The organism is Streptomyces sp. NPDC096339 (assembly GCF_044762985.1).
In the GTDB taxonomy this organism is placed as follows: domain Bacteria; phylum Actinomycetota; class Actinomycetes; order Streptomycetales; family Streptomycetaceae; genus Streptomyces.
Genome location: NZ_JBIWFI010000036.1, coordinates 1 through 13,258 on the forward strand (window position 1 = coordinate 1; position 13,258 = coordinate 13,258).

The following is a 13,258-nucleotide window of genomic DNA, read 5'->3' on the forward strand; positions in this document are numbered from 1 at the left end:
GGCTTCCCTGTCCGGTGAACAGGAACGTGGTCCGGGCGGGGCCCGAGGCGTTGCCGGTGACCACGCCGGGGTGGTCCTCACCCGCCGCCAGCGCCGCCACACCCGCCAGCACGCCGTCCCGGTCTTCGCCCACCACCACCGCGCGCTCCTCGAAGAGCGTCCGGGTCGCCGCCAGCGAGTAGGCGGTGTCCACCAGGCCGTACGCCGTCCCCGCCTGCTGTTCGTGCAGCCGCCCGGCCTGGGCGCGCAATGCCCCGCCATCGCGGCCCGACAGCAGCCAGGCCACGGGAGCACCGCCCCGCGAGCCGGTGGCGGCCCCGGGGCGGGTCTCCCGTACGGCGTCCGCCTCGGCCACCACCACGTGGCAGTTCGTCCCGCCCATGCCGAAGGAACTCACCCCGGCGATCAGCGGACCGTCCTGCTCCGGCCAGGCGCTCTCCTCGGTCTGGACCCGCAGCCCCAGCTCCTCCAGGGCGATCGCCGGATTGGCCTCCCGGAAGTTCAGGCTCGGCGGAATCCGCCGCCGCGACACGGACAGGGCCGTCTTCAGCAGCCCGACCAGGCCCGCCGCGCCCTCCAGGTGACCCACGTTCGTCTTCGCCGAGCCGACCAGCAGGGGAGCGTCCGCGGGCCGGCCGCCACCGAGCGCGGCCCCCAGGGCCGCGGCCTCGATCGGATCGCCCACCGGCGTGCCCGTGCCGTGCAGTTCCACGTACCGGACCGATCCGGGACGGGTCCCGGCCCGGGCGTGCGCGGCCCGGATGACGGCCTCCTGCGCGGCCCGGTCCGGGACGGTGAGGCCCTCGGAGGCCCCGTCGTTGTTGACCGCGCTGCCCAGGATCACGCAGTGCACGCGGTCCCCGTCGGCGACCGCCCGGTCCAGCGGCTTGAGGACCACGGCCACACCGCCCTCACCGCGTACGTAGCCGTTCGCGCGGGAGTCGAAGGTGAAGCACCGGCCGTCGGGCGACAGGGCGCCGAACTTCGCGCTGTCCGCGCTGCTGCCTGGCGAGAGGATCAGGTTCACCCCGCCCACGACGGCCAGATCGGCGTCCCCGTGACGCAGCGCCTCCGAGGCGAGGTGCACCGCGACCAGCGAGGAGGACTGGGCGGCGTCCACGGTCAGGCTCGGGCCCGTCAGCCCGAGGACGTAGGAGAGCCGGTTCGCGATGACGCCGCGGCTGAGCCCCGTCACCGAGTGGCGGTCCGCCGCTCCCTCGCCGCGCCGGTGGTGCAGCGCCGCGTAGTCGTCCCAGATGGCACTCGCGTACACCGCGGTCCGGGTGCCCGCGAGCGAACCGGGCACGATCCCGGCCTCCTCCAGGGCCTCCCAGCCGAGCTCCAGCATCAGCCGCTGCTGCGGATCCATGGCCGCCGCCTCGCGCGGCGAGATCCCGAAGAACGCGGCGTCGAAGCGGTCGACCTCGTCCAGGAAGGCGCCCCGGGAGGGAGCCGCCGCGGACCAGCGGTCCGCCGGCGGTTCCCCGACCGCGTCCTCACCCCTGCTGAGCAGGCGCCAGAACGCGTCCGGGTCCTCGGCCCCCGGCAGGCGGCAGGCGAGACCGACGACGGCGATCGGTGCGGAGCGGGGCTTGGCCATGGTGTCTCACGTACTCCCTCGTCGAGGACGAATGCGGTACCAGGCTCACCACCAGCTCTAACGGTGTTCTTACGGCGTTCTAAACCCGGCCGTACGACCCGCCCGCCCCGCACCCGCCCCCGGTCCGCCGCCCCGCGAGGGGGCGGTCGGGCGGCGGTCAGGGCTCCGCCCAGAGCCCCGCCCGCAGTGCCGTCAGGTGCTCCACACCCACCCGCCGCTGCTCCTCGGGCGGCAGGCCGCCGCCGAACGCGTGCCAGGCGCCGGGGAAGTTGTGCACCTCCACGTCCACCCCGGCCTCGGCGAGCCGCAGTCCGTACCGCAGGCCCTCGTCGCGCAAGGGGTCCATGCCGGCCGTGGACAGGTACGCGGGCGGCAGTCCGCGCAGGTCCGGCGCACGGCCCGGTGCCGCGTACTCGGGCACCGGCAGCCCGTCCGCCGACTCCCGGCCGAGGTACAGCTCCCAGCTCTCGGCGGCCAGGCGCCGGCTCCACACGGGCGTGTCCTCGAAGGCCCGCATCGACGCCGTCACCAGCCGGTCGTCGAGCACCGGGGTGCTCAAGTGCTGGAAACAGAGCGCCGGCCCGCCCCGGTCGCGCGCCATCAGGGCCAACCCCGCCGCGAGCGCCCCGCCCGAACTGGCCCCGGCCACGGCGAGCCGGGCCGGGTCGGTGCCGAACTCCGCCGGATGGCCGGCGAGCCACTCCAACGCCGCCCAGCAGTCGTCCAGCCCCGCCGGGAAGGGGTGCTCCGGGGCGAGCCGGTAGGACACGGCGACCACCACCGCCGAGGCGTGCAGTGCGGCCTGCGCGGCTCCGAAGTGCACGGCGTCCACGTTGCCGAGACAGAAGCCGCCGCCGTGGATCCACAGCACCCCGGGCAGGGCCGGGGCCGGCGGCCGCTCGGGCCGGTACACCCGTACGCGCACGTCGGGTGCGCCCGCCGGCCCCGGCACCAGCGACTCCCGTACCGCGACACCCGGTACGGGCGGCAGTTCCCCGATCGCCAGCAGCGGACCGCGGTGGTCGGCCACCGCGTCGGCCAGTCGTCCCACCACCGGCATCGTCAGACCTCCAGCGCCAGTGCCTGCGAGGGGCACAGGGCTACGCTCTCCCGGGCCCGCGCCGCCTCGTCGGCGCCGTCCACCCGGGCCCGCAGGACGAGCACGGTCCCTTCCTCCGACTGGTCGAAACGGTCGGGGTCGGACAGGACGCACTGCCCCGCCCCCAGACACCGCTGGGTGTCGGCCGTGATCCGCATGGTTCTCAGGTCCCTTCTGCTGTACTGACGACCGCGGTTGCGGTGCGCTACCAGGTGACGGGCAGTTCCCAGACGCCCTGGACGCCGCCCGGCTCCTTGAGGGGCAGGGCCCCGGCCGGGACGGCCAGGCGCAGCCCCGGGAGCCTGCGGAACAGGGTGGACAGGGCGATCTCCATCTCCGCGCGCGCCAGGTTCTGCCCGATGCACTGGTGCACGCCGTGCCCGAAGGAGATGTGGTGCCGGGCGCCGCGCCCGACGTCGAAGGCGTCCGCGCCCGGGAAGGCGTCCTCGTCGCGGTTGGCGGTGGAGATCACCACGATCACCCCGTCACCGGCCCTCACCTGCCGGCCGCCCAGTTCGGTGTCGGTGGTCGCGAACCGTGCCACCCCGTCCGCGATGGCCATGTAGCGCAGCAACTCCTCCACCGCGCCCGGCAGCAGGGCCGGGTCGGCGCGCAACGCGGCCAACTGGTCGGGGTTCTGCAGCAGCGTCAGCACACCGAGCGCGATCGCGCTGGCGGTGGTCTCGTGTCCCGCGACGAGCAACAGCAGCGCGATGTCGACCAGGTCCCGGTGCGAGAGGTGGCCCGGGGCGAGCTGCTGCGCGATCAGGGTGTCGAGCAGGCCGTCACCGGGCTCCCGCTCCTTGCGCCGGATCAGACCGTCGAGGTAGGAGCTGAGCTGGGCGAACGCGTCGGCGCTGTCCTCCAGGCTGGTGGTGCCGGTGACGACCCGCCGTGACTGGTGCTCGAAGAACGCGTGGTCGGTGTAGGGGACGCCCAGCAACTCGCAGATCACGATGGACGGCACCGGCAGGGCGAAGTCCGGCACCAGATCGGCGACCGGCCCCTTGGCCTCGATGGTGTCGATCAGCTCGTCCACCAGCCGCTGGATCCCGGGACGCAGGGCCTGCACCTTCTTCACCGTGAACGTGGACAGCAGCATGCGCCGCTGCACGGTGTGCTCCGGCGGGTCCATCCCGATGAAGTTGCGCACCTTGCGGGCGGCCTCGAACCGGGGAGCGGTGGCGGGGTAGTGCGGGTGCACCCGGTCGGAGGAGAAGCCGGCCGCGTCGAGCAGCACCTGCCTGGCCTCGGCGTGCCCACTGACGGCCCACACCCGGCGGCCGTCGTAGAGCTCCACGAGGGAGACCGGTCCCTCCTCCCGGTAGCGCTCGTACCCGGTCGGCGGCTGGAAGGGGCAGCCCCGGGCCTGCGGGTAGGCGGCGAGCGGCCGCCCGGCCGAGGTGCCCTCTCCGGTGGTGATGTCGGTGGTCATTCCTTGGCCTCCAGGACGGGGTGGGGTTCTGCGGCCGCCGCGCGCGGCGCGGGCGGGGCCGCACGGGGGGAACCGAACCGGCGGACGAAGGGGTTCTCCACCGTCTCGTGGAGCACCCAGGCCAGCGCCAGAGCGGCCGCCAGAGCGGCGACGAGCAGCCCGGCACCCGCCGCGCCGGACAGGTCCCGGCCGGCGACCAGCCACCGGTACGCGTACGAGACGACCAGGCCGTGCACCATGTAGAAGGCGAAGGACAACTCCCCGAGCCGCACGAGGACCCGGCCGCGGAACGGCGAGGGCGTCCCCCTCTCGTCGGCCGTGGCCGCGGCGGCCACCAGCGGTGTCAGCCACAGCGCGCCGGTGCCCGCGATGCCGAACAGATAGGGCACCGCGGAGTCGAGGGCGTAACCGCCGACGGCGATGGCGGCGGCGGGCAGCAGCCCGAGCCGGGGCCAGGCGCCCTCGATGACCAGCCGGGCCGCCACCATGCCGAGGGCGAACTCCAGGGCACGGACCGGCGGGAAGAAGTAGACGAACCAGATCTGCTCGAAGGACAGGGTGCCGTCGTCGATGAAGGGGAGCGGGGTGCCGGAGACGAGGTACTGGCCGACGAGCGGCGCGATCAGGGTGAAGGCGGCGAGCGACGCGGCGAGCGGCCACAGCCGGGCCGTCGGGACCCGGTTCAGCAACCGCAGCAGGAACGGGAAGGCGAGGTAGAAGAACGCCTCCACGGACAGCGACCAGCTCACCGCGTTCATGGTGTTGGGGACGGTGAGGTCGGGGATCCAGGCCTGGAGGAGGAACAGGTTCGCCAGGGTCCCCTTCACGGTGAAGGGATCCGCCGCGATCAGCATCAAGACGGCCGCCGCCGCGAAGGTGACCAGGTGATTGGGGTAGATCTTCGCCAGCCGGCGTCTCCAGACGCGCGGCGCGGTGTCGTCGGGGCGGGCCGACCAGGTCAGCACGAAGCCGCTCAGGACGAAGAAGAAGGTGACGCCGTGGAAACCGGCGTGGGCGAACACGTCACCGAGCGCCTCGCCCGCGGCGCCCTCGACGAAACGGGTCTGCCAGGTCGTGTGGAAGAGGAACACGAGCAGCGCCGCGAGGAACCGCAGCCCGGTCAGGGACTGAAGTCTCGCGGCGCGTGGCGGTGCTGGTGGGCGGGACATGGAGGGACCTCCGGCTGGATCGGGATTCGGGCGCGCCCAGGCTGGCAGCCCGTTGTTGGCCGGATCTAAAGCCGTTCTTTCGCCCCGCCGCCGGACGTGCCCCCGGACGTGCCGCCGGACGTGCCGCCGGACGCATCGCCGGACGTGCCCCCGGCCGTGGCTCCGGACGCGGCCCCGTGCGGGCGCCGGGCCCGCCGGGGCACCGCCTCCAGCAGGCCCCTGGTGTAGGGGTGGGAAGGTGCCCGGAAGACGTCCTCCACCAGCCCGGACTCCACGATCCGCCCGTCCTTCATGACCATCACCCGCGTGCACACCTCCCGGACGACCGCGAGGTCGTGCGAGATGAACAGCGTCGACAGACCCCGGGAGGACTGCAGGTTCCGCAGCAGGGCCAGCACCTGGGCCTGGATGGAGACGTCCAGCGCGGACACCGGTTCGTCGCACACGAGCAGCCGCGGCCGGGTGGCGAGCGCCCGGGCGATCGCCACCCGCTGCCGCTGCCCGCCGGACAGGGCGAGCGGCCTGCGGGCCAGGTGCTCCCCGGCCAGCCCGACCTCCTCCAGCAGGCCCAGTGCCCCGGCCCGCCGCTCCCCGCGGGGTGTCCCGGAGGCTTCCAGCGCCTCGCCCACGATCCGCTCCACCGTCCAGCGCGGGTCGAAGGCGCTGAGAGGGTCTTGCGGCACGAGCTGGACGGTGTTCCTGCGTCCCCGCCGCTCCCGCTCGCGGGCGGCGCTCCACGCGGCGCCGTCCAGGAGCAGTTCCCCGGAGTCCGGAGCGGTCAGCCCCAGCACCATCCGGGCCACCGTCGACTTCCCCGAACCGGACTCCCCGACCAGCCCGACCGCCTCACCCGGGCGCAGGGTGAAGGAGACGCCCCCGACGGCGGTGCGCCGCGAACCCCGCCGCCCGGCGAAGGACTTGACGAGCTCCCGGGCCACCAGCAGCGGTTCGGCCCCGGTGTCCGGCGCCTTCGGACCGGTGCCGGTGCCGGTGCCGGTGCCGCTGCCGGGCACGGCCGCCAGCAGCGCCCGCGTATAGGGGTGCCGGGGCCGGCCCAGGACCTCCCCGACGGGCCCGGACTCGACGATGCGCCCGTCCTTCATCACCGCCACCTCGTCGGCCAGCGCCTCCACCACCGCGAGGTCGTGGCTGATGAGCAGCAGCCCGGTGCCGGCCTCCTTCAAGGTGCCCAGCAGAGCCAGGATCCGGGCCTGCACCGAGGCGTCCAGCGCCGTGGTCGGCTCGTCCGCGATCAGCAGGCCGGGCTCCGCCGCGAGCGCCGAGGCGATCAGCGCGCGCTGGCGCAGCCCGCCCGACAACTGGTGGACGTGGCTCGCCGCCCGCTCGGCCGGCTCCGGCACCCCGACCCGCTCCAGCAGTTCGACGACCCGGGCGCCCGCCCCGGAGCGGGGGACGACCCGGTGCACCAGGAGGGGCTCGGCTATCTCCTTGCCGACGGGCCTGAGCGGATCGAGGGCGACCAGCGCGTCCTGCGCCACCAGACCGATCCGCCGGCCCCGCACGCCCCGCCACTGCCGGTCGCCGAACTCCCGAGCGTCCTCGCCGAAGAGCTCCAGGCGGCCGGCGGTGACCCGCGCCGTGGGCCCGGCCAGGCCCAGCAGGGCCCGCGCGAGCGCGCTCTTCCCGGAACCGGACTCGCCGACCAGTGCCGTGCAGCGGCCCGCCGACAGGCTCAGCGAAGCGTCCCGCACCGCGTGCACGGCCGCGGGCCCGGAGCCGAAGCGGACGTCGAGGCCGGCCACCTCGACCAGCGGCCCGGCCTGCGCCGCGCGGTCCGCGGCACGCCGTCGTACACCTGTGGTCCCGGTCATCGGAAGGACCGCCCTTCGGCTCGGTTCTGTGCGTGGCGGCCCACCACCGTGACGGCGAGGACCGTGGCGAGCAGCAGCAGGCCGGGGAACAGGGCGATCCACCACGCCTGGTCGAGGAAGCCCTGCCCCTCGGTGAGCATCGCCCCCCACTCGGGCGTCGGCGGCTGCGCACCGAGCCCCAGGTAGCTGAGGGCCGCGCCCGTCGAGATCGACGCCCCGAGCGTCACCGTGGCCAGCACCAGCAGTGGTCCGAGGGTGTTGGGCAGGACGTGCCGTACGACGATCAGCAGCCGCGGGACCCCGAGCGTGACCGCCGACTCCACATAGCCGGAACGCCGCACCACCAGAGCCTGGGCCCGCACCACACGGGCGAAGCCGGGAGCGGTGCCCACGGCGACGGCGATCGTCGTGCCCGTCACGCCCTTGCCGGCCACCAGCACCACCAGAAGCGCCAGCAACAGGCCGGGCAGGGCCAGGAGTACGTCCGCCGCGCGCATCAGCAGCGCGTCGCCGAACCGCCCCGACAACGCGGCGGCCAGCCCCCAGACGACCGCCAGGGCCACGCCCGCGCCCGTGGCGGCCGCGCCGATGGCCAGCGAGTAGCGGGTCCCGTGCACGACCCGGGCGAACACGTCGCGCCCCAGCTGGTCGGTCCCGAACCAGTGCGCCCCGCTCGGCGGGCGCAGCGCCGCGAGCGGGTCGGTGTCGGTGGCCCCGGCACCCGTGAACAGGGACGGTGCCAGCGCGGCCAGCAGGATCAGCGCGAGCACGGCCACGGCGAGCGCGACCCCGGGGCGGGGCCGCCACCCGGCCCGCCGCGGCGGCGGCACGGTCGCCGCGGCCTGGTGGGACGTCATGCGGCCGCCACCCCCGTCCCCTTGCGCAGCCGCGGGTCGACGACCACGTACAACAGCTCCACCACCGCGCCGACCAGGACGAACGCCACCGCGGACAGGGTCACCACGCCCTGGACCACCGGCAGGTCGCGGCCGCCCACCGCCTCCAGCGCCACCCGGCCGATGCCGGACCGGGCGAAGACGTTCTCCACCACCACCGCGCCGCCCAGCAGGGTCCCGGTGAACCAGCCCGCGAGGGTCAGCGCCGGCAGCGCCGAATGCCTCAGCGCGTGCCGTGCCCGTACGGCGGACTCGCTCAGCCCGCGCGCCCGGGCGGTCAGCGAGAAGGGCTGCTCCAGCGCGTCCAGCAGGCCCTCGCGCATCACCTGGGTCAGCACCGCCGCGACCGGCAGGGCCAGCGTGATCACGGGCAGCACCAGCGACCGCGCGTCACTGCTGTCGGAGACGGGGAACCAGCCCAGCCGGAACGAGAACACCGTCAGCAGCATGATCCCGAACCAGAACGACGGGGTGGACACCACCACGAGCTCCACCAGCCCCGCCAGCCGGCGCGGCCACCGCGACCTTCCGGAGGTCAGCACCGTCACCACGACCGCCAGGACGATCGCCACCAGGGTGGCGTACAGCGCCAGTTCGACGGTCGGGCCGAGCTGCGCGGACAGCACCTCGGCCACGGGCTGCTGGAGCTGGTGGGAGGTGCCCAGATCGCCGGTGGCCAGCTTCCCCAGGTAGGCCGCGTACTGGACGGCGAGCGGCTCGTCGAGCCCGTACGCGTGCCGGATCTCCTCCCGCTGCGCCGAGTCGACCAGGGCGTGCGAGCCGACGATCGCGTGGACCGGGTCCCCCGGAACCAGCTGGAGGACCAGGAAGGCGCAGGTCGCCGCACCCCACACCACGAAGACGGCGGCGGCCAGCCGGCCCGCCGCGAACCGGATGGCCGCCCGCATCACTTGCCCTCTACCCAGGCGCCGTAGAACTCGGGCCAGGCCGAGATCGACAGGCGCAGGTCCCGCACCCGCTTGTTCACCCCGACGTTCGCCTTCTCGACGTACGCGGGCACCACGACCGCCTGCTCCAGGCTCCACTTCTGGACCTTCGCGTACGCCGCGGCGCGCCGGTCCGGGTCCTGGGCCGCCTGGGCCTCCTTCAGCCAGGCGTCCACCTGCGGATCCGCGACCCGGGCGAAGTTGTGGCCGCCGCCCTCGGAGGTCTCCGTGGACAGGAAGAAGTGGCCGAGGATGTCCCCGTCGGCCCGCGCCCACGAGGTCTCCACCACGTCGTAACGGCCCGCGTCCAGGCGCCCGCTGACCTCGGCCGCGTCCGTGGAGGCGGCCAGGTCCAGCTTGATGCCGGCCTTCTTCAGCTCGCCCTGCACGGCCTGGGAGAAGACGCTCGCCTTGCCGTACACGGGGGCGACGACGGTGAGCGGCTTGCCGTCCTTCGTGCGGTACCCCTCGGCGTCCCGCCCGGTCCAGCCCGCCTCGTCGAGCAGCGCCGCCGCGCCCGTCGGGTCGTACGGCCGGCTCTGCTCCAGGCTCTTGTCGTAGCTGTACGGGGTGGCCGGCGACAGGGGGCTCCACGCCCGGGTACGGGTGCCCTGGAACACGGACTTCACGACGGCGTCCAGGTCCACCGACCGCTGGAAGGCCTTGCGCACCCGCTCGTCGGAGAAGAGCGCGCCCTTGGTGTTCAGGTAGAAGGCGTCGACGGCACCGGGCACGTCCTTGGAGACCAGCGACAGCTTCGCGTCGGACTTGACCAGCCCGGCCTGCTGGGCGGGTACGGCGGCGGCCCCGTCCACCTGGCCGGAGGTCAGGGCGCCGACCCGGGTGGCGTCCTCGGCGATGAACCGGATGGTGAAGGAGTCGAGCCGGGCGGGCCCGGTGTGTCCGGCGCCCTCGGGAGCCCAGGCGTAGGAGGCGTTCTTCGAGTAGCCGCGCTGCTGCCCGCGGGTGTAGGCACCGGCCTTGAACGGGCCGCTGCCCACCGCCTCGTTGCCGGAGCACAGTTTGTCGGCGCCGGCCTTCAGCGAGGCGGGGGCGGCGATCCCCAGGTAGGTGGTGCTCGCCGCCTGGAGGAAGGGCGCGTACGGGCGCTCGAAGCGCACCTCGACCTCGGTCGGGCTCTTCACGGTCGTCCCCTCGTACGGGCCGAGCAGGCCCGCCGCGTACTGGGACTTGGTGGCCTTGTCGGTGATGTGGTCGAAGTTGGCCTTGACCGCGGCGGCGTCCAGCCTGGTCCCGTCGTGGAAGGTCACGTCGTCGCGGAGGGCGAAGGTGACGGCCTTGCCGTCGGGGCTGGTCTGCCAGGACTTCGCCAGCCAGGGCTTCAGCTCGCCCTCCGGGGTCTGGTAGACGAGCGAGTCGAACACCGGCCGCTGGACGAACGCGGTGACGTCCTGGGCGCTGGTGTGCGGATCCCAGCAGTCCGGCTCCTTGTTCGTGGCGTAGGTGAGCTTGCCACCGGCCGCCGGCTTGGCGTCGGCGGCCGGTTCGGCCGCCTTGCCCGCCGAGCAGGCGGGGACGGCGGTCAGCAGGAGGGCGGACAACAGGACGGTTCTGCCGGTGGAACGGCGCGATCGCATGGCGGACTCCGGGATGGATAAAGAGTGAAAGGCCGGGCCCACTGTCGCGACCTGGTCTAAAGCCGCACTGAAACCCCGGGCGCCGGAGCCGGCAGCCCCGCCGCGGCCTCGGCCAGCAGTTCGAAGGAGCGCAGCCGGTCCTCCTGGCCGGGGACCACGGTGAGGGCCATGACCTCGTCGGCACCGGTCCGTTCGAGGAGCGCGGCGAGCCGGTCGCGCACGGTGCCGGGCCCGCCGACGAGCTGGGGCTCCACCAGCTCGTCGAGGAAGCGGCGTTCGGCGGTGCTGTAGGCGTGGGAGGTGGCCTCCCGGGCCGTGGGGAAGGCGTCGAAGCGCCGCGCGGTGCGCATCCGTATCTTGCCGAGCAGGTACGGCGCCGCCACCGCGCGGGCCGCCTCGTCGCTGTCGGCGACGGTCACGAGGACGGAGACCAGGGTGCGCGGCCGGTCCAGGTGGGCTGAGGGCCGGAACGCGGCGCGGTAGCGCTCCAGCGCGAACGCCGAGGCGTGCGGGTTGATCTGGTGCGCGAAGGCGTACGGGAGGCCCAGCGCTGCGGCGGCCTCGGCGCTGGCCGGGCTGGAGCCGAGCATCCAGACCTCGGGCCGCCCGTCCGCGGCGGGCACGGCGACGATCCCGGACGCGGGGTCGCCGGGCGCGAAGTAGCCGCTCAGCTCGGCGATCTGCCGGGGGAAGTCGTCCTCGCCGCGGTCGGGGGAGCGGCGCAGGGCGCGCGCGGTGTTCGGGTCGGTCCCCGGGGCGCGGCCGAGCCCCAGGTCGACGCGGCCGGGGTGCAGGGCCTCCAGGGTGCCGAACTGCTCGGCGACGACCAGCGGCGCGTGGTTGGGGAGCAGCACCCCGCCGGAGCCGACGCGCAGGGTGGTCGTGGCCGCGGCGAGGCGGCCGATCAGGATGCCGGGTGCGGAGGTGGCCAGGCTCGGGGTGTTGTGGTGTTCGGCGACCCAGTAGCGGTGGTAGCCGAGGGCCTCGACCCGGGGGGCGAGGGCGACGGTGTCGCGCAGGGCGCCCGTGGCGGTGCCGCCCTCGAAGACGGGCACGACGTCGAGGACGGAGAGCGGGGTGCGGTGGCTGGAGCTGGTCATGGCTGCGTCCCTGTGGGAGTCGGGCGGTGAGGTGGGCCGGCCGGGCGCCGTCGCGGAAGGTTCCGCGGGCCGCCCGGCCGGCGGACGGAGGAGGGGGTGCGGCCGGGGTCAGGCGGGGTCCGGTACCGGCTCGGCCGCGGCGTCGGGCGCGGCGGCCGGCGCCGGCTGCGGCTTGCCGGGGAGCAGCAGGCCCGCGACGAAGACGACCACGGCGGCGGACACGGCCCACCAGAAGGCGTTGCCGAAGGTCTCGTCGGTCGGAGTGGCGTGTGCGCCGCCCCCCTGGAGGATCAGGGCGACCACGGCGATGCCGAGCGAGGCACCGATCTGGTTCAGGATGAACACGGCGCCGGTCGCCCCGGCGACGGCCTCGCCCGGCACGGTGCGGTAGACGGAGCCCATCGTCGGCGCCCCGACCAGCCCCATGCCGAAGCCCGCGGCGAACTGGGCGACGGTCAGCACGACCTGCGAGGTGTCCGGCCCGGACTGGGTGAAGATCAGGGCGCCGGCCCCGATCAGCAGGGCCCCCGCCGGTACGAGCACGCGGGCGCCGAACCGGTCGGCCAGGTTGCCCGCGAGCGGCATGCCGATCAGGGTGCCGAGGCCGAGGGGAGCGAGCAGCAGCCCCGACTGGAGCACGCTGTGACCGTGGACCTGCTGGTAGTACAGGGGCAGCAGGAAGAGCAGCGAGAACAGGCCGCCGCCCAGCAGGAACATGGTGGTCACACTCGCGCTGAACCCCTTGTTGGCGAAGAGCCGCAGGTCCAGCAGCGGGGTCTTGTCGGTCCGCAGGGCGTGCACGGCGTATCCGGCGAACAGGGCGAGTCCGACGGCGAGTCCGACGAGCACCCCGGTGCTGCCGAAGCCGTCCGCGCCGGCCCGGGAGAGGGCGTAGACCAGCGCGGCGAAGCCGGGGGAGAGCAGGGCGACGCCGAGCACGTCCAGCGGGACCGGGTCACCGCTCGGCGGCGGATCGGCCGGCAGGACCTTGACGGCCAGGACGATCGCGGCGAGCGCGAAGGGGATGTTCACCAGGAACAGCCACTGCCAGGAGAGGCTGTCCAGCAGCAGCCCGCCCACGATGGGGCCGACGACGGGCCCCAGGGTGATCGGTACGGAGATCAGGCCCATCACGCGGCCGATCCGCTCGGGCCCCGCCGCGCCCGCGACCACGGTCATCATGATCGGGTCGATCATGCCGCCGCCGAGGCCCTGGACGATCCGGAAGGCGATGAGCGATTCGGCGTTCCAGGCGAAGGCCGACAGCGTGGAGCCCACCAGGAACACCGTCAGCCCCAGCAGCCACATGCGCTTGGCGCCGAACCGGACCAGGGCCCAGCCCGCCAGCGGAATGGCCAGGGCCACGGCCAGCAGGTAGCCGGTGGTGACCCACTCGATCGTGGCCAGCGAGGCCTTGAACTCGCCGCCCAGGGTGCTGATTCCGACGTTGACGATGGTCGCGTCCAGGTAGGACATCATCCCGCCGAGCACCATCACGCCGAGCAGTGTGAGCAGCCCCGAATCCAGGCGGGCGGGCCCGCTCTCCACCGTCGTTTTGTCCGACACGACTACTCCTTTGAAC

Annotated in this window: 11 protein-coding genes; all 11 read right to left on the minus strand. The window is 74.2% G+C overall.

Annotation, left to right across the window (positions count from 1 at the left end):
• Nucleotides 1-1,600 (minus strand): type I polyketide synthase (locus ACIQ5Y_RS32265; RefSeq protein WP_403888483.1); only part of this gene is annotated, 1,600 nt, incomplete at its 3' end.
• Between the two features lie 157 nt (nucleotides 1,601-1,757).
• A complete protein-coding gene (locus ACIQ5Y_RS32270) occupies nucleotides 1,758-2,660 on the minus strand; it encodes an alpha/beta hydrolase (protein ID WP_403888486.1) in 903 nt (300 codons plus the stop codon).
• Between the two features lie 2 nt (nucleotides 2,661-2,662).
• Entirely contained in the window at nucleotides 2,663-2,857 is a 195-nt protein-coding gene (locus ACIQ5Y_RS32275; RefSeq protein WP_403888488.1) for a ferredoxin, read from the minus strand.
• Between the two features lie 47 nt (nucleotides 2,858-2,904).
• Nucleotides 2,905-4,134: a cytochrome P450 gene (locus tag ACIQ5Y_RS32280; protein WP_403888491.1), complete on the minus strand. Its 1,230-nt coding sequence runs from the start codon at nucleotides 4,132-4,134 to the stop codon at nucleotides 2,905-2,907.
• Nucleotides 4,131-5,303, minus strand: coding sequence for an acyltransferase family protein (locus ACIQ5Y_RS32285; RefSeq protein WP_403888494.1), 1,173 nt, complete (start codon nucleotides 5,301-5,303; stop codon nucleotides 4,131-4,133). The genes ACIQ5Y_RS32280 and ACIQ5Y_RS32285 overlap by 4 nt, the downstream gene beginning before the upstream one ends.
• Nucleotides 5,304-5,368: 65 nt before the next feature.
• A complete protein-coding gene (locus ACIQ5Y_RS32290) occupies nucleotides 5,369-7,135 on the minus strand; it encodes a dipeptide ABC transporter ATP-binding protein (RefSeq protein ID WP_403888497.1) in 1,767 nt (588 codons plus the stop codon).
• The gene (locus ACIQ5Y_RS32295) at nucleotides 7,132-7,992 is read right to left on the minus strand and encodes an ABC transporter permease (protein WP_403888500.1); all 861 of its coding nucleotides are present in this window, start codon (nucleotides 7,990-7,992) and stop codon (nucleotides 7,132-7,134) included. Before ACIQ5Y_RS32295 ends, ACIQ5Y_RS32290 begins: the two co-directional genes overlap by 4 nt.
• On the minus strand, nucleotides 7,989-8,939 hold the full coding sequence (locus tag ACIQ5Y_RS32300) for an ABC transporter permease (protein ID WP_403888503.1): 951 nt from the start codon (nucleotides 8,937-8,939) through the stop codon (nucleotides 7,989-7,991). Before ACIQ5Y_RS32300 ends, ACIQ5Y_RS32295 begins: the two co-directional genes overlap by 4 nt.
• Nucleotides 8,939-10,576: an ABC transporter substrate-binding protein gene (locus ACIQ5Y_RS32305; RefSeq protein WP_403888506.1), complete on the minus strand. Its 1,638-nt coding sequence runs from the start codon at nucleotides 10,574-10,576 to the stop codon at nucleotides 8,939-8,941. Before ACIQ5Y_RS32305 ends, ACIQ5Y_RS32300 begins: the two co-directional genes overlap by 1 nt.
• A 56-nt stretch (nucleotides 10,577-10,632) precedes the next feature.
• Nucleotides 10,633-11,676, minus strand: a complete 1,044-nt coding sequence (locus tag ACIQ5Y_RS32310) for an LLM class flavin-dependent oxidoreductase (protein WP_403888509.1) — start codon at nucleotides 11,674-11,676, stop codon at nucleotides 10,633-10,635.
• Between the two features lie 108 nt (nucleotides 11,677-11,784).
• Nucleotides 11,785-13,242, minus strand: coding sequence for a DHA2 family efflux MFS transporter permease subunit (locus ACIQ5Y_RS32315; RefSeq protein WP_403888512.1), 1,458 nt, complete (start codon nucleotides 13,240-13,242; stop codon nucleotides 11,785-11,787).
• Nucleotides 13,243-13,258: the final 16 nt, after the last annotated feature.

Coding starts and splice junctions, on each gene's coding strand:
- ACIQ5Y_RS32295 (WP_403888500.1), bottom strand. CDS start 7,992: ATGACGTCCCACCAGGCCGCGGCGACCGTGCCGCCGCCGCGGCGGGCC.
- ACIQ5Y_RS32300 (WP_403888503.1), bottom strand. CDS start 8,939: ATGCGGGCGGCCATCCGGTTCGCGGCGGGCCGGCTGGCCGCCGCCGTC.
- ACIQ5Y_RS32280 (WP_403888491.1), bottom strand. CDS start 4,134: ATGACCACCGACATCACCACCGGAGAGGGCACCTCGGCCGGGCGGCCG.
- ACIQ5Y_RS32310 (WP_403888509.1), bottom strand. CDS start 11,676: ATGACCAGCTCCAGCCACCGCACCCCGCTCTCCGTCCTCGACGTCGTG.
- ACIQ5Y_RS32285 (WP_403888494.1), bottom strand. CDS start 5,303: ATGTCCCGCCCACCAGCACCGCCACGCGCCGCGAGACTTCAGTCCCTG.
- ACIQ5Y_RS32275 (WP_403888488.1), bottom strand. CDS start 2,857: ATGCGGATCACGGCCGACACCCAGCGGTGTCTGGGGGCGGGGCAGTGC.
- ACIQ5Y_RS32305 (WP_403888506.1), bottom strand. CDS start 10,576: ATGCGATCGCGCCGTTCCACCGGCAGAACCGTCCTGTTGTCCGCCCTC.
- ACIQ5Y_RS32270 (WP_403888486.1), bottom strand. CDS start 2,660: ATGCCGGTGGTGGGACGACTGGCCGACGCGGTGGCCGACCACCGCGGT.
- ACIQ5Y_RS32290 (WP_403888497.1), bottom strand. CDS start 7,135: ATGACCGGGACCACAGGTGTACGACGGCGTGCCGCGGACCGCGCGGCG.